The 24,436-nt window shown below is 61.2% G+C and carries 23 protein-coding genes; 13 read left to right on the forward strand and 10 right to left on the reverse strand.

All coding sequences use genetic code 11. The features are described from left to right. Positions 1–122 precede the first annotated feature (122 nt). Entirely contained in the window at positions 123–4,913 is a 4,791-nt protein-coding gene (locus AC07NR_RS06120) for a dermonecrotic toxin domain-containing protein (RefSeq protein ID WP_495078073.1), read from the reverse strand. A gap of 207 nt (positions 4,914–5,120) precedes the next feature. Between AC07NR_RS06120 and AC07NR_RS06125 the strand changes: the two genes are divergently transcribed. Further along, a complete protein-coding gene (locus AC07NR_RS06125; RefSeq protein ID WP_495078074.1) occupies positions 5,121–6,152 on the forward strand; it encodes an Ldh family oxidoreductase in 1,032 nt (343 codons plus the stop codon). Positions 6,153–6,208: 56 nt separating this feature from the next. Here AC07NR_RS06125 and AC07NR_RS06130 read toward each other — a convergent pair whose 3' ends face one another. Continuing rightward, a complete protein-coding gene (locus AC07NR_RS06130) occupies positions 6,209–6,526 on the reverse strand; it encodes an ElaB/YgaM/YqjD family protein (protein ID WP_016982860.1) in 318 nt (105 codons plus the stop codon). Positions 6,527–6,679: 153 nt separating this feature from the next. Here AC07NR_RS06130 and AC07NR_RS06135 point away from each other — a divergent pair, with 153 nt between their 5' ends. After that, positions 6,680–6,934 carry a hypothetical protein gene (locus AC07NR_RS06135; protein WP_007957535.1) on the forward strand — a complete coding sequence of 85 codons (255 nt, stop codon included), beginning with the start codon at positions 6,680–6,682 and terminating at the stop codon, positions 6,932–6,934. Here the strand turns inward: AC07NR_RS06135 and AC07NR_RS06140 are convergent, their stop codons facing one another. Next, complete coding sequence (locus AC07NR_RS06140; RefSeq protein ID WP_248739582.1) at positions 6,935–7,849, reverse strand: LysR family transcriptional regulator; 915 nt, start codon at positions 7,847–7,849, stop codon at positions 6,935–6,937. Positions 7,850–7,933: 84 nt separating this feature from the next. Between AC07NR_RS06140 and AC07NR_RS06145 the strand changes: the two genes are divergently transcribed. Next, positions 7,934–8,857 carry a carbon-nitrogen hydrolase family protein gene (locus AC07NR_RS06145; RefSeq protein WP_305833049.1) on the forward strand — a complete coding sequence of 308 codons (924 nt, stop codon included), beginning with the start codon at positions 7,934–7,936 and terminating at the stop codon, positions 8,855–8,857. Here AC07NR_RS06145 and AC07NR_RS06150 read toward each other — a convergent pair. The 4 genes from AC07NR_RS06150 to AC07NR_RS06165 form a co-directional block, all read right to left on the reverse strand. Further along, positions 8,847–9,401: a GNAT family N-acetyltransferase gene (locus AC07NR_RS06150; protein WP_495078075.1), complete on the reverse strand. Its 555-nt coding sequence runs from the start codon at positions 9,399–9,401 to the stop codon at positions 8,847–8,849. The two genes, AC07NR_RS06145 and AC07NR_RS06150, sit on opposite strands and share 11 nt — an antisense overlap. A gap of 53 nt (positions 9,402–9,454) precedes the next feature. Beyond that, entirely contained in the window at positions 9,455–9,928 is a 474-nt protein-coding gene (locus AC07NR_RS06155) for an LEA/WHy family protein (protein ID WP_114882757.1), read from the reverse strand. A gap of 70 nt (positions 9,929–9,998) precedes the next feature. Further along, complete coding sequence (locus AC07NR_RS06160; protein ID WP_085708182.1) at positions 9,999–11,465, reverse strand: nucleobase:cation symporter-2 family protein; 1,467 nt, start codon at positions 11,463–11,465, stop codon at positions 9,999–10,001. A gap of 99 nt (positions 11,466–11,564) precedes the next feature. Then, on the reverse strand, positions 11,565–12,464 hold the full coding sequence (locus AC07NR_RS06165; protein WP_248739585.1) for a LysR family transcriptional regulator: 900 nt from the start codon (positions 12,462–12,464) through the stop codon (positions 11,565–11,567). Positions 12,465–12,563: 99 nt separating this feature from the next. On the opposite strand from AC07NR_RS06165, the gene AC07NR_RS06170 reads away from it, so the two are divergent. The 7 genes from AC07NR_RS06170 (at position 12,564) to AC07NR_RS06200 (ending at position 18,178) form a co-directional block, all read left to right on the forward strand. Further along, positions 12,564–13,655, forward strand: coding sequence for a polyamine ABC transporter substrate-binding protein (locus tag AC07NR_RS06170; RefSeq protein ID WP_495078076.1), 1,092 nt, complete (start codon positions 12,564–12,566; stop codon positions 13,653–13,655). Positions 13,656–13,684: 29 nt separating this feature from the next. Then, a complete protein-coding gene (gene speB / locus AC07NR_RS06175) occupies positions 13,685–14,644 on the forward strand; it encodes an agmatinase (RefSeq protein ID WP_495078077.1) in 960 nt (319 codons plus the stop codon). 88 nt (positions 14,645–14,732) lie between these two features. Then, a complete protein-coding gene (locus AC07NR_RS06180; RefSeq protein ID WP_114882765.1) occupies positions 14,733–15,449 on the forward strand; it encodes a helix-turn-helix transcriptional regulator in 717 nt (238 codons plus the stop codon). 51 nt (positions 15,450–15,500) lie between these two features. Then, positions 15,501–15,842 (forward strand): nuclear transport factor 2 family protein, encoded by a 342-nt coding sequence (locus AC07NR_RS06185; RefSeq protein WP_085708179.1) that lies wholly within the window; start codon positions 15,501–15,503, stop codon positions 15,840–15,842. A 22-nt stretch (positions 15,843–15,864) separates the two neighbouring features. Then, a complete protein-coding gene (zapE, locus tag AC07NR_RS06190) occupies positions 15,865–16,983 on the forward strand; it encodes a cell division protein ZapE (protein ID WP_495078078.1) in 1,119 nt (372 codons plus the stop codon). 17 nt (positions 16,984–17,000) lie between these two features. Next, a complete protein-coding gene (locus tag AC07NR_RS06195; RefSeq protein ID WP_495078079.1) occupies positions 17,001–17,582 on the forward strand; it encodes a DinB family protein in 582 nt (193 codons plus the stop codon). 98 nt (positions 17,583–17,680) lie between these two features. Beyond that, on the forward strand, positions 17,681–18,178 hold the full coding sequence (locus AC07NR_RS06200) for a GNAT family N-acetyltransferase (RefSeq protein WP_495078080.1): 498 nt from the start codon (positions 17,681–17,683) through the stop codon (positions 18,176–18,178). An 83-nt stretch (positions 18,179–18,261) separates the two neighbouring features. On the opposite strand, the gene AC07NR_RS06205 is transcribed toward AC07NR_RS06200, so the two are convergent. The 3 genes from AC07NR_RS06205 to AC07NR_RS06215 form a co-directional block, all read right to left on the reverse strand. Further along, positions 18,262–18,468 (reverse strand): hypothetical protein, encoded by a 207-nt coding sequence (locus AC07NR_RS06205; protein WP_495078081.1) that lies wholly within the window; start codon positions 18,466–18,468, stop codon positions 18,262–18,264. A gap of 206 nt (positions 18,469–18,674) precedes the next feature. Then, complete coding sequence (locus tag AC07NR_RS06210) at positions 18,675–20,423, reverse strand: phosphoethanolamine transferase CptA (RefSeq protein WP_495078082.1); 1,749 nt, start codon at positions 20,421–20,423, stop codon at positions 18,675–18,677. A gap of 214 nt (positions 20,424–20,637) precedes the next feature. After that, positions 20,638–20,820 carry a DUF6026 family protein gene (locus AC07NR_RS06215; protein WP_085708173.1) on the reverse strand — a complete coding sequence of 61 codons (183 nt, stop codon included), beginning with the start codon at positions 20,818–20,820 and terminating at the stop codon, positions 20,638–20,640. A gap of 272 nt (positions 20,821–21,092) precedes the next feature. On the opposite strand from AC07NR_RS06215, the gene gnd reads away from it, so the two are divergent. From gnd to AC07NR_RS06230, 3 genes are read left to right on the forward strand one after another with little or no spacing between them, the layout of a single operon-like run. Beyond that, positions 21,093–22,073, forward strand: a complete 981-nt coding sequence (gene gnd / locus AC07NR_RS06220; RefSeq protein ID WP_085708172.1) for a phosphogluconate dehydrogenase (NAD(+)-dependent, decarboxylating) — start codon at positions 21,093–21,095, stop codon at positions 22,071–22,073. Continuing rightward, the gene (gene zwf, locus AC07NR_RS06225) at positions 22,070–23,593 is read left to right on the forward strand and encodes a glucose-6-phosphate dehydrogenase (RefSeq protein ID WP_085708171.1); all 1,524 of its coding nucleotides are present in this window, start codon (positions 22,070–22,072) and stop codon (positions 23,591–23,593) included. The genes gnd and zwf overlap by 4 nt, the downstream gene beginning before the upstream one ends. Beyond that, entirely contained in the window at positions 23,590–24,399 is an 810-nt protein-coding gene (locus AC07NR_RS06230) for an HAD family hydrolase (RefSeq protein WP_495078083.1), read from the forward strand. Before zwf ends, AC07NR_RS06230 begins: the two co-directional genes overlap by 4 nt. The last annotated feature ends 37 nt before the right edge of the window (positions 24,400–24,436 follow it).

Genomic DNA, 24,436 nt, shown 5'->3' on the forward strand with positions numbered 1-24,436 from the left:
TGTACTGAGAACAGTATTCATAAACCGAGTGAAAAAATGATCAAAAGCACCCTGTTCGCATTTGCAGTTGCCAGAGGCTGTTCTCAAGGAATGCGCGGGCATCGTGCCCGCGCATTCCCATTTCAAGGGGACTGAACCGGATCCAGCTGTCGGCCAATTTCGCAGATCAGGCGGGCGATGGAGTCGGCGTTGCGCAGGATCACATCGATTCGCACGTCCGGTGTCTGCTGATCGAGAAAGGCGTTGCGAGCTTCCTGCATGGTTTTGCTTCCCGTCAGCTTCAGAACTTCCTCACTGATGAGCTGCATGTCCGGGACCTTGTCGATGTCGACCCAGGACTTGAGCGTTGTATTCCATTCGGCGAACAATTGTGCCCGGGGAGTGCTCAGTGACAATGCAGACGTCTGATCGAACTGCAACTCCTGAAACAGTAACGCTCCAGGAGCCGTGATGGTCGAGATCAGGTCGCTGAACGGCTCCCGGGCTCTTAACGAGGCAATATCCAGCGCCTTGCTGTACTGGTGGGAAAACTCGTGAATCAGCGTAGAGGCCTGCGCGTGGCCATCGACATCGAATGCCTCCAGCAAATGGTTTTTGAACTGCTCCAGTTGCTGGTCGAAAAAATGCTCGGTGAAATGCACCAGTTTCTTCTTGTCGCCGTCCAGTACAAACGCAATCACATCGTGCATGAACCGGTTAGAACCGACGACGAAGCGATCGGTGTTCAGCAATTCATCGGCAGGATCCACCAGTGCCCGGCAGATCGGCAGGATCGTGGCGCTGATCTTGGCAAGCGTCTCCTTGGTGACGAGGGACACATCAAAAAAACTCTCAAGGAAACCACTCACCCGGGGATTGTCAGTGCCGTGGCTGAGCGGTGTGAGATTGTGCAGGCAGTAGAAGGCGTAGCGCCGGGCAAGGTCGATGGCGTTTACCAGCATCCTGGCCTTGTCCGGGTACTTCAGACGGATTTCATCCATCCCGCGAGCCTCGATGTTCAGCATCGTGCGGCGCAGCCGGGAAATGGTGTTGCGCTCAGCCAGTTTTCTGAAGGCCTGGCCGTAGTGAACGGTCTCATGAGTCGGGCTCTGCACCATGGCCAGACCGCTTTTCTGAAACCGGAAACTGTGTTTCCCGGCACCCGTCAATTGCCAGGATGAGTCGCGCTTTGTGACCTGGTAGACCTTGCCATTGATGGCTGCATAGTCGCGATTGCTGCTGGGCTGGTGATAGGCACCCGTTGTCGAACCGTATACAAGATCCTTGAGCGCGAGGTCAGTGACTTCGAATGACTGCATCAGGGTGCGCGCTGGAGATGTCGGTTCGACTTCGCTGATGTCGGGCGTCGTGATCTCTCCCGTTTCCTGCTCGACAGCCTCCAGAGCGGCCGATACCTCTGGCAACAGCGCCATCTGCACCATTTGCACGCCTCCGGCAATAAAGGATTGCAAGGCCCGTTTCCAGTGATGGTCTTGCAAGGCTTCGGCCGAGTCTTTCATGTCTTCGTAGGCGCGCCAGAGAAACGGCACGAAAGCCAGTTTGCCCTGCAATGTTGCCGAAACTTGTTTGATGCCTCGGCTGAACAGGGTCTTGGCGGTTTCCCAGTCGGACTGTGCTTTGGGCTCGGGCTGAGATTCAAGCTGCTGCTGCAAAAGCTTGAGGTTATCGTTGTACAAGTGATCCAGCAGGTTGCCTTCGATCGGACGGCTGGCCAGCGTCATCTCGCTGGTCTGGCCAGCGGTGGCCGCCAGCAGGCTGCGAAAGATGGCTTGTCGTCCGGCTGGCAAGCGCCGAAGCAACAGATTCTGAAGAGCCCCGGGTGTGTTCAGGGCCGCGATCAGTGCCTCTTCGTCCTTGAACTCATGAAACACCTGTTCGGCATACGGTGCGTAAAGCACCAATGGTCCCACTTGTTTCTGACCCGGAGCGAAAACGTAGAGCCCCAACGCGGTTTCCGCTTTCGCGCCCGCCGTCTTGACCAGCGCCAACGGGCTGACGACCGTGTGGGCGCCGGGCACGGTGGCGCGGGCGTATCCATCGGGCATGTCCAGCCCCTGGCACACTTGCGCATAGGCGGCGGCAGACAAGTGCTGCTGCAGGTACAAAGCATGGGCGTGCTGCATCAATTGCCAAGGGGTCTGGCGAAAAAAACGCTGCTTGCGCTCGCGCCCCTCAACCGTGTCCGTCGAGAGCGCGACCGCGATCTTGCGACCATAGGTGGTCGGGATCTCCAGCGATAGCAACAATTGATCGACGGCTCTGCGATCCAGACCGGGAGGCAAGGTTTCGGCGGTTTTCGATACCACCCTGTACCCCGTGCCCTGGAGTACGTTGACGTGATTCAGGGCAAATTCGACCAGGTCGCGGGGCGGGCCGGCGAGTGCCAGATTGGGGATGACCTCGATCTGCCGGGGATCGAGATGTTCGTTTGGAAAACGAAGGCCGAGCGCAGTTTTCAATGCTTGTTCGACATGGTCGGCCAGCGGCGTAACACCCGTCAGGTAATCCTTGTCGTCGATGACACTCCGGTTCCACCGCTCAAGCAGTTCGACGTGCCGTTTCTGGTCTTTGACCGGCGCCATGCTCAGCCAGGCAGGAAACGTCTGCTGGTTCTCGATGGCCCGGGCATGCTCGCTCGCCAGGCTCAGGTTGGTCGGGGGCAGCATCTTGCGTAGTGCTGACAATGCCTTTTCCCGCCGTTCCACCCCTTGGTCCATGCGTCGACGCACTTGTTCGCAACGTGCCAGATAGTGCTCGATGCCCGATTGCATACGCTCATGCAGTACGTTGCGATGGATGATGCGCATTCGTCCCAAGGTGTAGCGCTGATGAGGCTGATATTGATCGGGAACGATATTTTCCAGCAGCGACAGACGTTGAACATTGTCGAGCAGCCGCCGGCTCAGTGTCTGCCGGGCAATGGCGACGCTCTCGAATGCCTCCAGCCCCAAGGCTGGTGTCCATAGCACGGTACGTCCGGAGTGTTGTGGGTCGAGGCCTCCGCGTTCGGTCATGAGTATGCAATGGGCCAGGACCCAGACCGTTCTGCCGTCGGGAGACTCAAGCGTCAGGGCATAGGCATCGGGCCGGAAGCCTTCAAGCCCAAGACGTTCCATACGGCTCGGCCGGTCAGCATTGATGACGGTTTCGACGACCGCTGGCGCCCAGGCAGGCAAGCTGCCGCTCGATGCCCTGAGCCGGGCTTCGCCGTTCACGCCGACGAACCAGGCGTGGGCCAGATCCGCTTTCATGGTCTCGAGCCAGGCGCGCTGGGTCGCACGGGTTGTCATGGGCTGATTGTCGAGACTCTCCAGAAGTGGAGACTCGACGGCCTCGAACGTCTTGATGGCGGCGCGGGCCTTGTCGGCCAGGAGCAGCGAAGGCTGCTGACTGCCGGACCAGACCGGTTGCGTGCTCCAGCGTCCCTGCGCGTCAAGTGGTTGCAAGCGCTCGTGAATCATCGAGCGGATATCCAGGCTCTTGTCGAACAGAGCGTGCAGGTTCACCACTCCGTCGCTGAGACGAAACACTTGCAAGGCATATTCGATGTTCTGTCTTTGCTTGGTGATGATCGCTTCGCACAGGAAGCGGAATACTTCGCCGGCTACACGGTCTCCCGAAACCTGTGGCTGATCGAAGCCCAGGAAGCGGCTGCGCTCGTCCAGGCTGAGCAGAGCATAGAGTTCGTCTTCGTGACTTTCTGTGATGAATTTTTCTTGCAGGGTCGCTTTCAGTTCCTGATAGTCCTTGAGCTGCTGCAAACCCTGAGAGGGCGTGTAGAGAAACGCATCGGGGCCACTGATCATCAGCGAGCCCGCCAGCTCCACATAATTGGCCGGGTTTTCCCATAGGCGTACTGTCTCGGCGATGGGGGCAGGACGACCATCGGCAACCGGTCGAATCAGTTGATGCAACGTACCGAACTGGTTTGCATCGAGGATTCCGGCTTCGCGCTTGAGCATCCAGTCGACACGGGCCTGGTCTTCCAGCACCCGGGCGAGAAATGTGCGGCGCGTCGAGCCCTGGGCCGCCGCGCTGTTCCAGTAATCTTCCAGCTGCCGGAACAGCAGAGCCGGCAACATGCCGGACGCCTGGGTGACGGCATTTCTCCACTGCTCCTGATCGTGCGTACCCTGAATTCTGTCGGGATGGGAAAACTCCGGCAGGCGAGCACTCGGCCAGCGCTGGTGACGGTAATGCAGCAGCACCGCTTCACTCAGGCTCAGGGTGTCGGCCCTGGGGACGCCTTCAGTGGCTGCCTGATTGCTTTCTCCGTCTCGGGCCTTGTAAACGCTGACCCGGGTGCTGCTTTGTTGCAATGCCCCGAAGTGAGGCTTGAGCAGCTCATCCAGCGCGCTGTCCAGCAGTTGCGTGAGGGTTGGCAGCTTCTTGAGTTCATCGAGCATGGCCTGGGCGTTGAGTATGGGACCTTGCCTGAGGGTGGAATCACGATCCTCGAACACATCCTCCTCAATGATCGAAAACGTCACCGAAATGCGCTCGGCGTCCTGTAATCGTCGCTGCTGGGCCAACGGTAGAAATGCGAGAAACGTGTCCTGATCGTCGATTGTTTTGAGGCGCGCTTCGAGCTGCGCCTTCAGATTGGCGCGACTGTGGTATTTACGGATGCCTTCATACGGGGTGTAGAGGATCTGGCCCTTGTCGTAGGGCGTGTCACTCAGAACGAATGCGCCCGGCAGGGGCACTGGAGTCTGGCTGTCGGCATTGAGCAGAATACGTTCGGCCAGCATTGGCGGCTTTTGCTGGCGCCGCAAGGCATCGGACGCCAGCCTGACATCGGCCAGCCATCTGAAATCCTTTTCTGCCAGGCCATGGGTTCTGCCCAGCCCGGGCCATAGGCTTGGGGAGTCGAGGGCTTCGGGGAAGAGCAATGGAGAGATGGGTACAGGCATCGTCAAGTCTCGAAAAAATGAAAGTGCGGTGAGGTTCGAGACAGGAAGTTAAAGGCGCACAGACGGGCGAAGGTGGTACCGGGGTATTGCGCGGGAACCATCGCCGCGTGCATTGCAGGGTTGACAGGCCACCGGCTGCCCGTGGTTAATCCGGAGGCGTCAGTTCGTACGCTGTTGTTCCCTCCAATAATTATTCTGGAGCTTCAGATGTCTGCGCCACACGATCATGCGGTCTCGTCCACGGTGTCCCTGGACGAGCTGACCCAACTGCTGGAAACGATCTTCATCCGTCACGGTACCTCGACCGAGGTGGCCGCAACGCTGGCCGCCAATTGCGCAAACGCCGAGCGGGACGGTGCTCACAGTCACGGTGTTTTCCGGATTCCGGGTTATGTTTCCACCCTCGATAGCGGCTGGGTCAACGGCAAGGCCGTGCCAAAGGTCGAGGACGTCGCATCAGGGTTTGTCAGTGTCGATGCCGGTAACGGTTTCGCCCAGCCTGCACTGGCGGCGGCGCGTCCGCTGCTGGTGGAAAAGGCCCGCAGTGCCGGGATCGCGATATTGGCGATCCGCAATTCCCATCACTTCGCCGCGTTGTGGCCGGACGTCGAGCCGTTCGCCGACGAAGGCCTGGTGGCACTGAGCGTGGTCAACAGCATGACTTGCGTGGTGCCGCACGGCGCCGACCGGCCACTGTTCGGTACCAATCCGATTGCTTTCGCTGCGCCACGGGCCGACGGGGCGCCGATCGTGTTCGACCTCGCCACCAGCGCCATCGCCCACGGTGACGTGCAAATCGCCGCACGCAAAGGTGAAAAACTGCCGGCGGGCATGGGCGTAGACAGCCTCGGCCAGCCGACCTGTGACCCGAAGGCGATTCTTGAAGGCGGTGCTTTGCTGCCGTTTGGCGGGCACAAGGGCTCGGCGCTGTCGATGATGGTTGAGCTGCTCGCCGCTGCGCTCACCGGTGGCAACTTCTCGTTCGAATTCGACTGGAAGAATCATCCCGGGGCCAAGACCCCGTGGACCGGTCAACTGTTGATCGTGATCGACCCGAGCAAGACCGCCGGGCAGAGTTTCGCCGAGCGTAGTCAGGAACTGGTCAGACAGATGCATGGGGTAGGGCTCAAGCGTTTGCCGGGTGATCGGCGGCATTTGCAGCGGGCCAGATCATTGGCCGAGGGCATCGTGCTGGACGAGCAGACCCTGGCGCAGTTGCGTGAACTGGCGGGCGAGTGACGTTTTGCTGGACATGAAAAAGGCGAGCCCGATGGCTCGCCTTTTTTTGTTCTCGCTCAGCGGCGGCCGAGCAACAGACCGACCACCAGACCGAAACCGGCCGAGATCGCCACGGTCTGCCATGGGTGACCGCCGATGTAGCTTTCGGTGGCATCCACCGCCGGTTTGGTGCGGTCACGCACGCTGGACACCGAATCCAGTGCCTGCTGCAGTTTCAGGGCGATTTGTCCGCGCAGGGTTTCCGCTTCCTCGCCGACCAGTGAAGCACTGCTTTTGAGCAGTTTGTCCGACTCTTCGATCAGAGCCTGAAGTTCGCTGAACGCTTGATCCTTGATTTGGTCTTCAGCGGCTTGAACGGCGCTTTTGCGGGCCATTGGGTGACTCCTTGCAGGTGAATGGACAGTGAACAATGGAGTGTGGCGCTGCTTGAAAAGTTGCAGTGAATTTCCGTCAGGAAGAAAAACCAGCGCCGGAGATTTCCGTCCAGCGTGTAAGATGTCGCCATTTCATGCAGCAGGTAATTCCCCATGAGTTTCAATCTGGCCGACAAATCCCTCGCAGAGCGCGCTGCGCTGGAAGACGAGAAATCCCGACTGTTCGAACTCTGGCAGAACAATCTGGGCAAAGCCAAGGGCGAAGCCGCACGATTGTTCGGCGAGCGCTCCAAGCGCAAGGGCAAATGGGCCGAGTTCGTTCGCGCTGAACTGGACGGCATGTCGCCGCCGGAGTTCGCCAATATGGTGCGCAGTGAAGTCAACCGGCTGATGGCGGCCAACAAGTAATCATTCGGTCTTGAAACTGGCGGCAATCGCTTCGCGCACTTTCAGCACCACCGGATCAATCTGGGTATTGGTGCGCCAGCCCAGTTCGACCGGATAACGCGGCAAGGCCAGCGGGCAGGGCAGCAGGGCCAGCCCGCTCAGTGACGCAATGGCCTGCGCCGCGTGGGTCGGGATGGTCGCCACAGCGGTACTGCCCTTGAGCAGGTGCGGCAACGCCGCGAAATGCGTGGTCGAGGCGCACACCTGGCGACTCAAGCCGAGTGCCGCCAGCCCCTCATCGGTGATCCCGATAAACCCACCCGAAGAGACGAGGATGTGCTCCCGGGCAACAAACTCCTCCAGACCGATCTGCTGCTGGCCGGGCGCAAGGCTCGCCGGGTCCACCAGGCACGCGTAACCCCCTTCACCCAAGACCTGACGGCTGAGCAGGCGTTCTGCGAACCCGCCAGCGGTGATCGCCAGGTCAATGCTGCGCTCCATCAGGGCCCGGGCGACGATCTGGCTGTGGGTCTGGCGGAAGATCAGACGCAACTTCGGCGCCCGTCGCCCGATTTCTTCGATCAGACGCCGCCCGTAGGCGATTTCGAAATCATCCGACAGCCCGACACTGACCGAGCGCCCGTCGTACTGATTGGCCGCCGGGTCGACCATCGCCAGGCTCTGCCGGCATTTGTTCAGGGCATCACTGACCACCGGTTTCAACTGATTGGCCTTGAGCGTGGGCGCCAACCCTCGACCAGTGCGCACGAACAATTGATCGCCGTACACCTCACGCAACCGGCGCAACGCGGCGCTGACTGCCGATTGCGTCACACCCAGACGCAACGCCGCACGGCTGGCACTGGACTCTTCATGCAGCGCTTCAAAGACTTTCAGCAGGTTGAGGTCAACGGTTGCGATATTCATTTGGCTCATATCATTCAGCAGTGAGTCGGGCTTTATTCATGATCCCGTGGCGCCGGAGAATGAGCAACACCTGAACTTCACGGAGTGACCGCCATGCCCAAATCAATCGTTGCCGCCCTGCAGATCGGTGCCTTGCCCGGTGGCAAGGGTGAAACCCTGGAACAGATCCTGAGCTGGGAAGGCGCCATCATCGAGTCCGGCGCCTCGCTGGTAGTGATGCCCGAAGCACTGCTCGGCGGTTATCCGAAAGGCGAGGGTTTCGGGACGCAACTGGGTTATCGCTTGCCCGAAGGGCGCGAGGCCTACGCCCGTTACTTCGCCAACGCCATCGATGTGCCAGGCGTGGAAACCGAAGCGCTGGCCGGGCTGTCGGCGCGTACCGGGGCCCATCTGGTGATCGGTGTGATCGAACGGGCCGGCAGCACCCTGCATTGCACCGCCCTGTATTTCGACCCGCAGGCGGGCCTGGTGGCCAGACACCGCAAACTCATGCCCACCGGCACCGAGCGGCTGATCTGGGGCAAGGGTGACGGTTCGACCTTGCCGGTGCTGGACACTCAGGTCGGCAAGCTTGGCGCGGTGATCTGCTGGGAAAACATGATGCCGCTGCTGCGCACGGCGATGTACGCTAAGGGCATCGAGGTCTGGTGTGCGCCGACCGTGGACGAGCGCGAGATGTGGCAAGTGAGCATGCGCCACATCGCCCATGAAGGGCGCTGCTTTGTGGTCAGCGCCTGTCAGGTGCAGGCCTCGCCGAATGAGTTGGGCGTGGAGATCGCCAACTGGCCGGGGGATCGACCACTGATCGCCGGTGGCAGCGTGATCGTCGGGCCGATGGGCGATGTGCTGGCCGGGCCGCTTCGGGGCGAGGCCGGATTGCTCACCGCCGAGATCGATACCGATGAACTGGTGCGGGCCCGCTATGACTACGACGTGGTCGGCCACTATGCACGGCCGGATGTGTTCGAATTGAGCGTGGACGAGCGCGCCAAACCCGGTGTGCGTTTCACCGCTTGAGGCGCTGCTGTTGCCACTCCTCACGGGTGATTTCCCAAATTTCCCGTGGGAAGCGGCCGCTGACGAAGTCATCCTCGTCGGTGCGGATCAAGCGCATGCCGGTGCGTTCCGAGAGCTTTCGCGAACCAAGATTCGGTGCGGCCTTCGGCACGCGCATCAGCGGTTGATCGAGGGTTTCGAACCAGTAGCGGGTCACGGCTTCGCTGGCTTCGGTCATCAGACCCTGGCCCTGCCAGGCCGGGGCGAGCCAGAACCCGCGATGGTTGTCCGGCTCGTCCATCAGGCTGATGTTGCCGATCAATTGCTCAGGTGCCGACTTGAGACGAATCGTCCAGTGCCACTCTTTGCCTGCCGCAATCGCCGGCAGCGCAATGTCCCGCAGGTAGGTGAGGGCGCCGTCGTCCGGGTAAGGCCAGGGCACCAAAGCGTTCAGGTAGCGCACCACTTCCCAATGAGGAAATTGCTGCTGGATGGCCTCGGCATCCGCCAGCTCCAGCGTGCGCAGAATCAGCCGTTCGGTGTACAACGTGGGCGTTTGTTCCATAAACCAGCGACTTCCCTGTTTTCTGACCGTGAGCGCTGCAGGCTACCGCATCTTTACCAGGTTGCGGCACTGGCTCGCGGCAGGCTGAGTTTGCCGCTGTCGACAAAACGCATGGTGCCAAATACGCCGCCCGCCAGTTTGCCGCGCAGCACATAAGGCAGGTTGTCGAGGGTTTGGGTCTGACTCAGGCCGAGAGTCTGGCGCAACACCGAAAACGCCGAAATGCTCACCGGGACGCTGACGATGGCTTCGGAGAACCGTGGAATGGAACCGCTTTGATCGCTGACACCGGACGCGAACGAATGCCCGTTCACGTCAAGATCCAGCGCAATGCCGTTGTAGTCGATGGCGGTTTCGTTGGGGTTCTGCACCCGCAGCTTGATGGCGAAGCGCACTTCCAGGTCCTGGCTCGGCAGCGGTTCGACGCCGACCACGTTGATGTTCACCGGATCGCGGTTGGGGAACAGCGCGCAGGCGCTGAGGGAGAGCAGAAGCAGGGACAGGATGACGGCTTGGATACGACGCATTGATGCTCTCTCATTGAAAAAGGGCTGAACCGTTGCCGGTATCAGCCCTTTTTTCATCGAGCGGACAGGATCAACGGTTCAACTGTGCGACAGCGGCCGGGGAGGCAGGTTCAGCTTTGGCCGGCATGTCGGGGTTTTCCATGACCTGAAGGATAGAGGCTTCCGGGTCGAAATCATCCTCTTCCAGTTCGATGAACTCTTCCGGCAGGAAGATGTTCAGCACGATCGCACACAGCGCGCCAACGGTGATCGGCGATTCGAAAATATTGCGCAGCGCCTGCGGCAGTTCGCGTAGCACTTCCGGCACGGCGGCAATGCCCAGACCCATGCCGACGGAAATCGCCACGATCAGCATGTTGCGCCGATGCAGGCCGGCCTCGGCGAGTATCTTGATCCCGGCCACGGCCACGGTACCGAACATCACCAGCTCCGCGCCGCCCAGTACCGGTTTCGGCATCAGTTGCAGCACCGCGCCGATCATCGGGAACAGACCCAGCAACACCAGCAGGCCGGCAATGAAGAACGCCACGTAACGGCTGGCCACGCCGGTGAGCTGAATCACCCCGTTGTTCTGGGCGAAGGTTACCATCGGCATGCTGTTGAACACCGCAGCCATCGCCGAGTTGAGGCCGTCGGCCAGCAGCCCGGACTTGATCCGGCGGATGTACAGCGGGCCTTTGACCGGTTGCCGGGAAATCATTGAGTTGGCCGTCAGGTCACCGGCAGCTTCCAGCGGCGACACCAGGAAGATCACCGCCACCGGCACGAATGCCACCCAGTCGAAATTGAAACCGTATTTGAACGGCACCGGCACGCTGACCACCGGCACTTCGGGCAGGTTGGCGAAATCCACGGTGCCCATCAGCCACGCCACCACGTAGCCGAGGGTCAGGCCGATGACAATCGCGCCCAGGCGCAGGAACGGCACGTCGACCCGGTTCAACACCACGATGGTGCCCAGCACCAGCGCCGCCAGGAACACATGGCTGCCCGCGCCCAGGTCCGCCGCGCCGAAACCGCCGGCAATGTCGGTCATTGCCACTTTGATCAGCGACAGGCCCATCAGCGTAATGATAGTGCCGGTCACCACCGGGGTGATCAGCATGCGCAGCTTGCCGATGAACTGGCTCAGCACCACTTCGATGAACGCGGCGAAGAAACACACGCCGAAGATCGTCGACAGGATCTCGTCGGTGCCGCCGCCCCGGGCCTTGACCATGAAACCGGCGCTGAGAATCACGCTGATGAATGAAAAACTGGTGCCTTGCAGGCACAGCAGCCCCGAGCCGACCGGGCCAAAGCGTTTGGCCTGAACGAAGGTGCCGAGGCCGGACACGAACAGCGCCATGCTGATCAGGTACGGGATTTCACTTTGCAGACCGAGGGCGCCGCCCATGATCAAGGTCGGGGTGATGATGCCGACAAAGCTGGCCAATACGTGTTGCAGCGCGGCAAACACCGTCGCGGTGAAGTGCGGACGGTCGTTGAGACCGTAGATGAGATCGTTGTTGCGCGGGGCTTTTTCAGAGACGGTCATGGTGGTTTGCGTGCCGCAATGCGGGGCCGGGTCGGAAAATGGGTGCGCAGGATGCCGCAAGCGAGGGGCGAGGGCAACGCATTAAAACTGCCCAAAAGGTCAGGTTCGACCAAAGGCTGACAGCAGATCTTCTTCAAACGCCTTCTGTGCATCCCCCGGCACCTGTGCCCGATGGCGAGCCAGATGGAACGCCACTTCGAAGCTCAACTCGCCTTCCAGCACCGGGCGCAGCAGCCCTTTGTCCTGCCATTGACGGGCGTAATGGCTGGGCAGATAACCGAGATGTTTACCCGACAGAATGAAGGCAAGGGTGCCTTCGACCTGTTCCGAACGCGCCGAACAGACCTTGCCCTGAAACGGTTCGTCGCTGCGCAGAAAACGGTACGGATGATCGACCCGGTCACACGCCTGCAACGCCGCTTCATCGGGGGCATCGTTGGTGAACAGCGGATGGCCGGGCGCGCAATACAGATGCTGGGTTTCGCTGAACAGTTCGCGGTAATCAAAGGCGCTCTGCACCTGGGAGAAGTAACCGATGGCCAAGTCCAGTCGCTGTTGCAGCAGCAGGCGCTCCATTTCGCCGGGCATGGCGCTGATCAGTTCGATACGCACCGATTCGTCCCGCTCGCGAAAGCGCCGGATCGCCTCGGCCACCCGTTGCAGCACCGATTGATCGACCGCCTCCGACAGGCCCAGACGCACTTCCCCGATCAAACGTCCGGCCACGCCGTTGGATTGATGGCGGAAGGTTTCAATGGAATCGAACAGGCTGCGTGCAGCAATCAGCAGTTGTTCGCCTTTGGGAGTGAGGCTGAAACCACCCTTGCCACGGTTGCACACCCGATAGCCGAGACGCGTCTCAAGCTTGGCCATTTGCTGGCTGATGCTCGACTGGCTCAGCCCCAGCTCACCTTGGGCGGCGCTGAAACCGTTGGACTCGACCACCCCGAGAAACAGGCGCAGCAGCTGCAAATCGACATTGTGGAGCTGACCGAGCATCACATTACTCCGGCATAAAGTCAGGTTAACAAACTTGATATTTTTGCAATGTATCCGACGGCGCATCCTGCAACCACTTCCTCTGGTCAGGTGTTCGTCATGGCTCCCTTGTTCAAGCTGTGTTTACCCGCGCTGTTGCTCTCCGTCTCCATCGCCGCCCAGGCCGAGGACAAGACGCTCAACCTCTACAGCTGGGCCGATTACGTGGCGCCCGACACCCTGCAGCGCTTCGAAAAGGAGACCGGCATTCACGTGCGCTACGACACCTTCGATACCTCCGAGGTGCTGGAAACCAAACTGCTGACCGGCGGCAGCGGTTACGACGTGGTGGTGCCGTCCTCCAGCGTGCTGGCCCGCGGGTTGGCCGCTGGTGCCTTGAAGGAAATCCCTCACGACGGGCTCAAGGGCTACGCCAATCTTGATCCGGACCTGCTGGAAAAACTCGCGGCTGTCGATCCCGGCAACCGCTACGGCGTGCCTTACACCTGGGGCACGCTCGGCCTGGGCATGAACGTTGAAGCGGTCAAACAGCGGTTGCCGGATGTGCCGCTCAACAGCCTCGATCTGCTGTTCAAGCCCGAATACGCCAGCAAGCTCAAGGATTGCGGGATTGCGATTCTCGATTCGCCGCAGGAAGTGATCGGTCTGGCGCTGCACTACCTCGGCAAGGATCCGTACAGCACCGACAGGAACGATCTGGCCGCCGCCGAAGCCTTGTTGCAGAAGCTGCAGCCCTCGGTGCTCTACGTCGCCACGGGCCGGCAGATCAGCGATCTGGCCAACGGCAGCGTGTGCCTGGCGCTGACCTACAACGGTGACGCAAGCATGGCCGCCGATCAGGCGCGCAAGGCCAACAAGCCGTTTGAAGTCGCTTACCGCATCCCGAAAGAAGGCACGCTGGTGTGGCAGGACAACCTGGCCATCCCCAAGGACGCGCCGCACCCGGAGGCTGCGCGGGCCTTCATCGAGTTCATGTTGCGCCCCGAATCCGTGGCGGCGCTGACCAATACGCTGTTCTTCGCCACCGCCAACCAGGCTGCGACGCCGCTGGTGGACGAAGCGGTGCGCAACGACCCGCACATCTACCCGAAACCCGAAGTGCGCGAGCGGCTGTACGCCGACCGCAGCATGAGCCTCAAGGACATGCGCCAGCGCACGCGCCTGTGGACCACTTTCCGTAGCCATCAATAACCCTGGAAAAAAACCAAAGGAGCACATCGATGGACGTGCCAATGCAGAACGATCAGGCGCTGACCCGTGACAGCCTCTACGGCACCGCCGCTGAAAGCACTTACGCCGGGATCACAAGCTTCATGCGCCGGCGCTACAGCCGTGACTTGCGCGGCGTGGACGTGGCCGTCAGCGGCGTGCCGTTCGACACCGCCACCAGCAACCGTCCGGGAGCCCGTTTCGGGCCGCGCGGGATCCGTGCGGCGTCCACCGGGATCGCCTGGGAGCGGCACTGGCCATGGGCATTCGATCCGTTCGATCATCTCGCGGTGATCGATTACGGCGATTGCGATTTCGATTACGGCTCGCCGCACACCATCCCGGAAAGCATCGAGGCCCACGCCGAGCACATCCTCAGCGCCGGCAGCGCGATGCTCACCTTCGGCGGCGATCACTTCATCAGCTATCCGCTGCTCAAGGCCCATGCGCGCAAGCACGGCACGCTGTCGCTGATCCACTTCGACGCCCACAGCGACACCTGGCCGGACGAGGGCGGCAAACGGGTCGACCACGGCACCATGTTCTGGCACGCGGCGCGGGAAGGGCTGGTGGATCCGGCGCGTTCGGTGCAGATCGGTTTGCGCACCACCAATGACGATCATCAGGGCTTTCAGGTGCTGGACGCGCGGCAGGTGCAACGCCGGGGCTGCGAAGCGATTGTCGAGGCCATTCGCGCGCGGGTCGGGGATAGCCCGGTGTACCTGACGTTCGACATCGACTGTCTGGATCCGGCCTTCGCACCGGGCACCGGTACACCGGTCTGCGGCGGGTTGAGCACGGTGCAGGCGCTGGAAATCCTCGGTGGCCTGCGCGGGATCAATCTGGTGGGCATGGACGTGGTGGAAGTCGCCCCGGCCTATGACCATGCGGACGTGACATCGCTGGCGGCGGCGACGCTGGCGATGGAGATGCTTTGTCTGTACGCGGCAAGGCACAAAGTCGACGCGTGACCGGCTCTGAGCCTGGTGAAAGCTCCTGACAATTTCTGACACCAGGCTCTGCTAAGCTCCGGCAAATTTCCGTCCAGAGCCCCGCATCGTGTCGCGAACCACTCGTTTACTGACTTTGCTGCAAGTGTTGCGCGGCAAGAAACGCCCGGTGACGGCGGCGACGCTGGCCTCCGAGCTGGAAATTTCCGAACGCACCCTCTATCGCGACATCGCCGAGCTGACGGCGCTCGGCGCGCCGATCCACGGCGAGGCGGGCATCGGTTATGTGCTGCGCAGCGGTCTGTTTCTGCCGCCGCTGATGCTCAATGCCGATGAGACCGAAGCCATCGTTCTGGGCTTGCGTTACGTCGATCAGCGTGGCGACGAGGTCCTGAGCAAAGCCGCCGCCGATGCGCTGGCGAAAATCGCAGCGGTGCTGGATCCCCAGGCTCAGGAGGCGATGCGCAATCCGACGGTGATGCCCGGGCCGCCCGGTTACGGGTTCCCGCAGAACGTGGTGCCATTGAATGTGTTCCGTCAGGCGATCCGCGATCAGGCCAAGCTGCACATCGATTACGCCGACGCACAGCAGGTGCCGAGCCAGCGCTTGATCTGGCCTCTGGCGCTGGGCTTTCTCAACGAGGTGCGGATCATCGTCGCGTGGTGCGAGTTGCGCAGCGCGTATCGCACGTTTCGCACCGACCGGATTGCCGCTGCCAGCTTGCAGGGCGAGCGTTATCCGGGACGCCGCAGCGACCTGCTGCGCACCTGGCAGCGACAGATGCAACTGGACGACAACGGGCGTTTCACTCCTGACAAAAACTGACGCAGGGCTGTTCTAGGATGGTGTCAGAACCGAAAACAAGGAGTTGCACTCATGTTCCATCCCACCTCGATACTCGCCCCGGCCATCGTTGAGTACATCAACGCCGCCAATGCTCGCGATACGTCCCGGGTCGGCAGTTTTTTCGCCGAGGATGCCCATGTGTTTGATGAAGGCCGCCATCAGGTCGGCCCGCAGGCCATCGCCGACTGGATGCAAGACACCGCCCAACGCTATCAGCCGCGGGTCGAGGTGTTGGGCGTCCAGCAGCGCACCGGTAAAGTGCTGGTGCAAGGGCTGATTTCCGGGACGTTCCCCGGCAGCCCGCTGGAGCTGCGCTACACCTTTCGCCTCAACGAGCAGGGCAAAATCGCACGGCTGGATATTTCCGTGTAGCCGTCGTGGCATACTGCCGCGCATGACTTTCGACTCCCCCTTAAGCGCCTGGCAACATGCCGTCGAGCACAAGGGTTTCATCCAGGATGAAGCCCAGGAGCACGCGGTCTGGGCGTTGCAAAAATGCCATGAAGCCTTGCACGCCGGTGCCCGTTCGGTCACCGGCGTCTACCTGTGGGGCCCGGTCGGGCGCGGCAAGACCTGGCTGATGGACCAGTTCCATCAAAGCCTGCGGGTGCCGGCGCGGCGGCAGCACTTTCATCACTTCATGGGCTGGGTGCACCAGCGTTCCTTTCAGTTGACCGGGATCGCCGATCCGCTGCGGGCATTGGCCCGGGAGCTGGCGGCCGAAGTGCGGGTGCTGTGCTTCGATGAACTGTTCGTCAACGACATCGGTGATGCAATCATCCTCGGCCGGTTGTTCCAGGTGATGTTCGACGAAGGCGTGGTGGTGGTCTGCACCTCCAACCTGCCGCCGGATCAGTTGTATGCCGACGGATTCAACCGTGACCGCTTCCTGCCGGCGATCACTGCGATCAAGCAACACATGCAGGTGGTCGCGGTGAACGGCGCTGAAGATCATCGATTGCATCCGGGGGCCATCGAACAACGCTATTGGGTTGTATCACCGGGGCAGGGTAGCGCGCTAAACCAGGTGTTCGACGCATTGGCCGCCGGGCAAACCGTCAGCAACGAACCAGTGCCGGTCGGCTACCGCGCCTTGAACGTGGTGCAGGCCAGCGAGTCGGTGCTGTGGTGCCGTTACGCCGACCTGTGCGAGCAACCGTTCGCCGCCATGGACTTCATCGCGCTGTGCGACACCTACCGGGCTATCCTGTTGAGCGAGGTGCCGAACCTGAGCGCGCAAAAGCGTGAAGGGCGGATCGCCCGTGGCACCGAGGACGGCGCGGAGCGGGTGGTGGCCGGCGACCGCGAATTGCCGCAACTGTCGCTGCACGATGACGGCGTACGGCGCTTCATTGCGCTGGTCGACGAGTGCTACGACCGCAAGGTGCCGCTGTACATCGAGGCGGATGTACCGATGGGCGCGCTGTACACCGAAGGTTACCTGGAATTTCCGTTCCGCCGGACCCTCAGCCGTTTGCAGGAGATGCAGCTGCAACGCTTTGCCGACACTTGATGCACGGAGGGCGCGACATGCCTCAGCCACTGTCCCATCACTTGCTGACCATGGCCTATCAGAACGCTTGGGCCAACCATCGACTGGCCAAGGCCTGGCTGCAGCTCGACGACACGGAGCTGGCGGCACCGAGGGTCAGTTTCTTCCCGAGTATCCGCCTGACCCTCAATCACATCCTCACGTGCGACTGGTTCTACGTCGATGCACTGGAACGCGAGTTGCGTGGTGACGAGCCGCATCCCGATTGCTACGGGTTCTTCAATGCAGACGAACCCTTCACCGAGGCGCAGGCCTTGCGCCGCGAACAGGCCCATGTCGATCGCCGCTTGATCGCCTATTGCGAACAACTGCGCGATGCCGATCTGGGGCGCATCGTCACCATCGCCCGCGACACGCCGCAGCACGACAGCCGTCTGCGGATGATTTCGCACCTGTTCGAACATCAGATCCACCATCGTGGCCAGGTCCACGCCATGCTCAGCGGCACGCCAGTGAAACCACCGCAACTGGATGAGTTTTTCTGCGCCGGCGAGTCCGGGTTACGGGCCGAGGATTTCGCCGAGCTGGGTTGGACGGAAGAATTGATCTGGGGCCACTGAGACGGCCGGGTTGTGGCCAGGGACTGCCTCGCGCTAAGGTCGGTAAGCCTTTCAGTGCGTATGAAACGCACCGGGGCCCCGTGCGATCGAGGATGGAAATGGATTCCGCAGAAATTCTTGTACTTCAAGCCAGTTACACCAATCCGCTGCATGCCGAGGCCATCGGTGTGGTGCTCAACCATTACGCCGAAGACCCGATGGGCGGCGGCGAGCCGATTGCCCCCGAACTGTTGCAGCAACTGCCCGCAGAGCTGGCCAAGCGGCCCCACGCTTTCAGCGTCCTGGCCTTTGTCGGCGGAGAGCCGGCAGGTCTCGTGAACTGCTTCGAGGGTTTTTCGACCTTTGCCTGCAAACCGCTGGTCAACGTGCACGACATGTCGGTGGTGTCGAAATTTCGCGGCCTGGGCCTGAGCCAGAAAATGCTGCGCAAGGTCGAGGAAATCGCCCGTCAGCGCGGCTGCTGCAAGATCACCCTGGAAGTGCTGGAAGGGAATGCCGTCGCTCAGGGCTCCTACACCAAATTCGGCTTTGCGCCGGGCATGTTCGACCCGAATCACGGGCGCATGCTGTTCTGGATCAAGGAACTGCAGGCATAAAAAAGGCGCCCCGAAGGACGCCCAACTGTCATCTGCGAAGCCAGAGCGGAGCCATCGCAGGTCCATCGGTAAACCTTGTTACATCACGGACGGTAATGCTCGGTGACCTGCGCGGTCTGGTCGTCCGGGACGCGAAGCTCGTTGGCCTTGGTGTCAGCCTGCTGGCTTTGGGCGGTGTGGACCGGGAAGTTTTCCCAGTGATTGCGCATCCGCTCGGCACCGCCCTCGGCGAAAGCGCTGGCGGATGCAAGTGAGATCAGACCGGCAAGGATTGCAGTCGTGATTTTCATGGTTGTCTCCTGCGAAAAAATGTCGGAGCCGTTCATCCATGACTCAAACCCTCGAGGCGCAGTGTCCGTCGAGGGTATTAACCAGGGGTTAACGCGTGCCCCGTGCAGGTTTTACCGATTGTTTCCGAAGGGGCGGAGAGGGCGATTCAGTAGAAATCAGGGTATTGCGAGAGCATGAAAAAAGGGCCGTTTCCGGCCCTTTCTGGTTATTGCTTGACGACTTCCTTCGGCGCCTCTTCGGGCTTTTTCGGCTTCATCAGGCTGAAGTCGATCAGTGCTCGCTGTTCGCGTTCGTAAGGGTTGCCGATCAACAGTGGACGCTGTTTGAAGCTGTCGCTGACCACGCTTTTGCTGCGGTCCAGTTCATCGAAACTCAAACCGGCCAGGTCCGCCCAGGTGTGGATCAGGTGGGCACTGCTGTAAGGCCGGCTCAGATCCGCAGCGAAACTCCAGTCGTGGTTTTCACGCCACTTCGGCGAGGCCCAGGCCATGAACGGAATGGTGTACATCGGCGCGGTCGGTTTGTTTTCGTTACGACCCAGGGTGTTATGGCCTGCCGAGTCGAACACGTCTTCACCGTGGTCGGAGAGGTACAGCAGGAAACCGTTCGGATCGGACTTGGCGTAGTCCTTGATCAGGCTCGAGACCACGAAGTCGTTGTACAGCACCGCGTTGTCGTAGCTGTTGTAGGTTGGCACCTGATCGTCACGCACGCCGGCAGGGACGCCAGTGCGGTCCTGGAACTTGTCGTAGCTCGGCGGATAACGGTACTGGTAGCTCATGTGCGTGCCGAGCAGATGCACGACGATCAGCTTGCGCGGTGCCGGGTCGGTCAGGGCCTTGTTGAACGGCTCGATCACGTCGCCGTCGTACTGCGCGGCGTTCTGATTGCGGTTGTTGTTCAGGTACACCTGCTCGTCGGCCTGTTCGGAAAAGGTCGTGAGCATGGTGTTGCGCTTGGTCATGGTCTGCTGGTTGGTGATCCAGAAGGTCTTGTAGCCCGCCTGTTTCATCATGCTGACCAGCGACGGCGTGGACAGGTACAGGTCCGGGTTCTCTTCGTCGGCGAAGGTCAACACCTGCTGCAGCGCTTCGATGGTGTAAGGGCGCGGGGTGACGACGTTATCGAAGACCGACAGCTGATCCTTGAGCTTGTCCAGTTCCGGCGTGGTCTTGCGCTGATAGCCATAGAGGCTCATGCGCTGGCGGTTGGTGGACTCGCCGATCACCAGCACCAGGGTCGCAGGCTGATTGGCGCCGGCATCCTTGAGGTTATGCAGCGGCGGGATCTTGCTCGCGCTGTGGAGCATGCCCTGCATCTCGCCCAGGGTTTCCAGGTAGCGGTGATAGGCCACGGCCATCTGCCATGGCACGGCCGGTTCGATGCGGGTTTCGAATTTCTCGAAACCGCCGGCGAAGCTGCCGGTGCGCTGGGTCTGCTTGATCAGCGGGTAACCGACCACCGCGATCAGAATCGCCATGGCGGCCACGAAGGCGCGGCCACGCGGCATGTAGACCGGACGCAGGCGGGTCCAGAGGAAGTAGGCGAACGCGGTGTGAGCGAGGAACGCAGGAATCATCCACCAGGCGAAGTACTGGGTGATGTACTCGCCGGCTTCCGACACGTTCGACTCGAACATGATGAAGATGACGCTCTGGGAGAATTCCTGCTGATAGATGAAGAAGTAGCCCAGGCTGGCCATCGAGCAGGCCCACAGCACCACGCCGATCACGGCGGCGAGCAGGCGGGTGCGTTTGGGGAACAACAGCATCGGCGCGAGCCAGACCGCGCTCATCACGAATGCCTGACGGAATCCGGTGAAGCCCGAGGTGCCGGTCAGCTGGATCAGCAGTTGAGTGATACCGGAGAAGTACCAGAAGAACACAAACAGCCAGATGAAACCGGCCCAGTCAAAACCTGCCGCAGCAGACTTGCTGCGTTTAAACCATGCCATTCAGCACTCCAACTCAGTCACCATTGCCACCGCCGGGACGTTTCATGAAATCGGGAGCATGAAACCGACGAACGGAAGCCGCGCGCAGACACGCACGGCAGAATGGGCCGGAGTATCAACAAGCGAATGTGAAAACTTCGTTAGTTGCCGCAAATGGCAGAGGGCGGATCATGTCGGGAACGGCTGGGCAGCGGTTCCCGGATCCGGCGGGCGGTCAGGCGTGGGGTGAGCGCTGGACGCGTGGCAGAGGCTTTGGCTCGACGCCTTGGGTCATCAGACGCAGTTGCGCCAGCTCTTGTTTAAGCTGGTCGCGTTCGTCTTTCAACTGACGAAGTTCATCGCGGCGGATCGTGACGTACAGGGTTTGTGGCGGCATTGCTGTGTGTACTGTGCCCATTGCTCACCTCGCAAATGGCGTGTCTCAACTGCAGATCACTCCCGATATCGGGCGCTGACCTGCTATCGGCGCCGATTCTGGTTTCTTTTGCTCGTGAATGGAACTTTTTTATTTTTCATGGTCGTTGTGTCTTCGCCACGTTTCCCGACGTTATCAGTCTGGATCGGGCACAATGCCCGGAAACTTCACACCGACGCTCTGGACTAACCTCCATGAGAGCGTTGGGCTATAACCTTTGACACACTTTTATTTGTAGTAAGGAGCATCAGCACATGCAACTCGGGATTATTGGACTGGGCCGCATGGGCGGCAATATTGCACGGCGTCTGATGCTCAACGGTCACACCACCGTTGTTTACGACCGCAATACCGCCTTTGTCGACACCCTGGCCGCCGAGGGCTCTACCGGCGTTGCCGATCTGCCTGCGCTGGTTGCAGGCCTGGCCAAGCCGCGTGCCGTGTGGGTCATGCTGCCGGCCGGCGCGCCGACCGAAGACACCATCGAAACCCTGAGCACGCTGCTCGAGGCGGGCGACACCATCATCGATGGCGGCAACACCAACTATAAGGACGACATCCGCCGGGCCAAGACCCTGGCCGAGAAGGGCCTGCACTACATCGACGTCGGCACCTCCGGCGGCGTATGGGGCCTTGAGCGCGGCTACTGCATGATGATCGGCGGCGATGCCGAGACCGTTAAGCGTCTGGACCCGCTGTTCGCCGCACTGGCCCCGGGCATGGGCGACATCCCGCGCACCAAGGACCGCAAGTCCGACGATCACCGTGCCGAGCACGGCTACATCCACGCCGGTCCCGCCGGTGCCGGTCACTTCGTGAAGATGATTCACAACGGTATCGAGTACGGCATGATGGCGGCCTTCGCCGAAGGCTTCGACATCCTCAAGACCAAGTCCAGCGAGCTTCTGCCGGAAGATCAGCGTTTCGACCTGAACGTGGCCGACATCGCCGAAGTCTGGCGTCGTGGCAGCGTGGTGTCGTCGTGGCTGCTCGACCTGACCGCGGATGCCCTGGCGGTCGACCCGAAACTCGACGGTTTCTCCGGTTCCGTGGCCGACAGCGGCGAAGGTCAATGGACCATCGAAGCGGCAATGGAACAAAAGGTGCCGGTACCGGTGCTGTCCAACTCGCTGTTCTCGCGCTACCGCTCCCGCGGTCAGGGCACGTTCGGTGACAAGATCCTCTCGGCCCAGCGCTTCGGCTTCGGCGGCCACGTAGAGACTGCGAAGAAATGACCCATACGATCCGCAGAAAATCCAAGGCAGAACCCGCGCCACCGACCACGCTGTTTTTGTTCGGTGCCCACGGCGACCTGGTCAAGCGCTTGCTGATGCCGGCGCTGTACAACCTCAGTCGTGACGGCTTGCTTGACGAAAATCTGCGGATCGTCGGCGTTGACCACAACGCCATCACGGATGAAGCCTTCGCCCAAAAGCTCGAAGACTTCATCCGCACCGAAGTGGCGGCGAAGGTCGGCAAGGGCGATCAGATGCTTGATCCGGCCTTGTGGGCCAAGCTCGCCAAAGGTATCAGCTACGTCCAGGGCGACTTCCTGGACGACAGCACTTATTCCGCGCTGGCGGCGAAAATCGCCGACAGCGGCACCGGCAATGCGGTGTTCTACCTGGCCACCGCGCCACGATTCTTCAGCGAAGTGGTGCGTCGCCTCGGCGCCGCGAAACTGCTGGAAGAAACCCCGGAAGCCTTCAGAAGGGTAGTGATCGAAAAACCGTTCGGCTCCGACCTGCAAACCGCCGAGGCGCTGAACGCCTGCCTGCTCAAGGTCATGTCGGAAAAGCAGATCTACCGGATCGATCACTATCTGGGCAAGGAAACCGTGCAGAACATTCTGGTCAGCCGGTTCTCCAACAGCCTGTTCGAAGCGTTCTGGAACAACCACTACATCGACCACGTGCAGATCACCGCCGCCGAAACCGTCGGCGTCGAGACCCGTGGCAGTTTCTACGAACACACCGGCGCCCTGCGGGACATGGTGCCCAATCACCTGTTCCAGTTGCTGGCGATGGTGGCGATGGAGCCACCGGCCGCGTTCGGCGCCGATGCGGTGCGGGGCGAGAAGGCCAAGGTGGTCGGTGCGATTCGTCCGTGGACCACCGAAGAAGCACGGGCCAATTCGGTGCGCGGCCAGTACAGTGCCGGCGAAATCGACGGCAAGCCACTGGCCGGTTATCGCGAAGAAGCCAACGTGTCGCCCGACAGCACCACCGAAACCTACGTGGCGCTCAAGGTGATGATCGACAATTGGCGCTGGGTCGGCGTGCCGTTCTACCTGCGCACCGGCAAACGCATGAGCGTGCGCGACACCGAGATCGTCATCTGCTTCAAACCGGCGCCGTATGCGCAGTTCCGCGACACCGAGGTCGACGAATTGCAGCCGACCTACCTGCGTATCCAGATCCAGCCCAACGAAGGCATGTGGTTCGACCTGCTGGCCAAGCGGCCGGGGCCGGCCCTGAACATGGCCAACATCGAGCTGGGGTTTGCCTACAAGGATTTCTTCGAAATGCAGCCGTCCACCGGCTACGAAACCCTGATCTACGACTGCCTGACCGGTGACCAGACGCTGTTCCAGCGCGCCGACAACATCGAGAACGGCTGGCGTGCGGTGCAACCGTTCCTCGATGCCTGGCAACAGGACGCGAGCGTGCAGAGTTACGCCGCCGGCGAAGACGGGCCTCAGGCTGCCGATGATCTGCTGACTCGCGATGGTCGCGTCTGGCATGGTCTCGGATGAGTGAGCCTATCCGTTTTCTGCTGAGCGACATGGACGGCACGTTGTTGCTGCCCGATCACAGTCTGAGCCAGCGCACCATTGATGCCGTCCGGGCGCTACGCGAGGCGGGCGTGTTGTTCAGCCTCGCTACCGGACGTCCGCCCAAGGCCATGCTGCAGCAGATCGAAGCCCTGGGCGTCGATCTGCCGACGGCGGCATTCAACGGCGGCACGATCGTCAATCCGGACGGCAGCATTCTGGTTGCTCACTATCTGCCGGCCACAGCGGCACTGACGGCGCTGGCACTGTTCGCCGATCAGCCGGAAGTCGAGATCTGGGTGTTCAGTGGTGGTGACTGGCTGCTCAAGGACCCGCACGGGCCGATGGTCCCGCGCGAGCAGCATGGGCTGGGTTATCCGCCGGTGGTGGTCGAGAGCTTCGAGCCTTATCTGGAACGCATCGACAAGATCGTCGCGACCAGCAACAACACCGACCTGTTGATCGAGTTGGAGGCGCGCTTGCTGCCGAAGGTCGAGGGCATGGCGCAGGTGTCGCGTTCGCAGCCGGTGTATCTGGACGTGACGGCGCTGGAGGCCAACAAGGGCGCGGCTCTGGCAACGATTGCTGCCCATCTCGGTGTGCCATTGGCGCAGACCGCAGCGATTGGCGATGGCGGCAACGACCCGGCGATGTTTCATGTCGCCGGCCTGTCCATCGCCATGGGTCAGGCAGAAGACGCCGTGAAGCGTCAGGCAGACGTGGTGACCGGGACGAACACCGAGGACGGTGTGGCTCAGGCCATCGAGCAGTACATATTGCCGCGTTGATCGATGCATAAAAAAAACGGGAGCCCCAGGGCTCCCG

Source organism: Pseudomonas sp. GW821-FHT09C09, assembly GCF_059418105.1.

Bases quoted from the DNA above. Each gene is read 5' to 3' on its own strand.
- AC07NR_RS06120 (WP_495078073.1), bottom strand. From the start codon at position 4,913: ATGCCTGTACCCATCTCTCCATTGCTCTTCCCCGAAGCCCTCGACTCC.
- AC07NR_RS06125 (WP_495078074.1), top strand. From the start codon at position 5,121: ATGTCTGCGCCACACGATCATGCGGTCTCGTCCACGGTGTCCCTGGAC.
- AC07NR_RS06130 (WP_016982860.1), bottom strand. From the start codon at position 6,526: ATGGCCCGCAAAAGCGCCGTTCAAGCCGCTGAAGACCAAATCAAGGAT.
- AC07NR_RS06135 (WP_007957535.1), top strand. From the start codon at position 6,680: ATGAGTTTCAATCTGGCCGACAAATCCCTCGCAGAGCGCGCTGCGCTG.
- AC07NR_RS06140 (WP_248739582.1), bottom strand. From the start codon at position 7,849: ATGAGCCAAATGAATATCGCAACCGTTGACCTCAACCTGCTGAAAGTC.
- AC07NR_RS06145 (WP_305833049.1), top strand. From the start codon at position 7,934: ATGCCCAAATCAATCGTTGCCGCCCTGCAGATCGGTGCCTTGCCCGGT.
- AC07NR_RS06150 (WP_495078075.1), bottom strand. From the start codon at position 9,401: ATGGAACAAACGCCCACGTTGTACACCGAACGGCTGATTCTGCGCACG.
- AC07NR_RS06155 (WP_114882757.1), bottom strand. From the start codon at position 9,928: ATGCGTCGTATCCAAGCCGTCATCCTGTCCCTGCTTCTGCTCTCCCTC.
- AC07NR_RS06160 (WP_085708182.1), bottom strand. From the start codon at position 11,465: ATGACCGTCTCTGAAAAAGCCCCGCGCAACAACGATCTCATCTACGGT.
- AC07NR_RS06165 (WP_248739585.1), bottom strand. From the start codon at position 12,464: ATGCTCGGTCAGCTCCACAATGTCGATTTGCAGCTGCTGCGCCTGTTT.
- AC07NR_RS06170 (WP_495078076.1), top strand. From the start codon at position 12,564: ATGGCTCCCTTGTTCAAGCTGTGTTTACCCGCGCTGTTGCTCTCCGTC.
- speB (WP_495078077.1), top strand. From the start codon at position 13,685: ATGGACGTGCCAATGCAGAACGATCAGGCGCTGACCCGTGACAGCCTC.
- AC07NR_RS06185 (WP_085708179.1), top strand. From the start codon at position 15,501: ATGTTCCATCCCACCTCGATACTCGCCCCGGCCATCGTTGAGTACATC.
- zapE (WP_495078078.1), top strand. From the start codon at position 15,865: ATGACTTTCGACTCCCCCTTAAGCGCCTGGCAACATGCCGTCGAGCAC.
- AC07NR_RS06195 (WP_495078079.1), top strand. From the start codon at position 17,001: ATGCCTCAGCCACTGTCCCATCACTTGCTGACCATGGCCTATCAGAAC.
- AC07NR_RS06200 (WP_495078080.1), top strand. From the start codon at position 17,681: ATGGATTCCGCAGAAATTCTTGTACTTCAAGCCAGTTACACCAATCCG.
- AC07NR_RS06205 (WP_495078081.1), bottom strand. From the start codon at position 18,468: ATGAAAATCACGACTGCAATCCTTGCCGGTCTGATCTCACTTGCATCC.
- AC07NR_RS06210 (WP_495078082.1), bottom strand. From the start codon at position 20,423: ATGGCATGGTTTAAACGCAGCAAGTCTGCTGCGGCAGGTTTTGACTGG.
- AC07NR_RS06215 (WP_085708173.1), bottom strand. From the start codon at position 20,820: ATGGGCACAGTACACACAGCAATGCCGCCACAAACCCTGTACGTCACG.
- gnd (WP_085708172.1), top strand. From the start codon at position 21,093: ATGCAACTCGGGATTATTGGACTGGGCCGCATGGGCGGCAATATTGCA.
- zwf (WP_085708171.1), top strand. From the start codon at position 22,070: ATGACCCATACGATCCGCAGAAAATCCAAGGCAGAACCCGCGCCACCG.
- AC07NR_RS06230 (WP_495078083.1), top strand. From the start codon at position 23,590: ATGAGTGAGCCTATCCGTTTTCTGCTGAGCGACATGGACGGCACGTTG.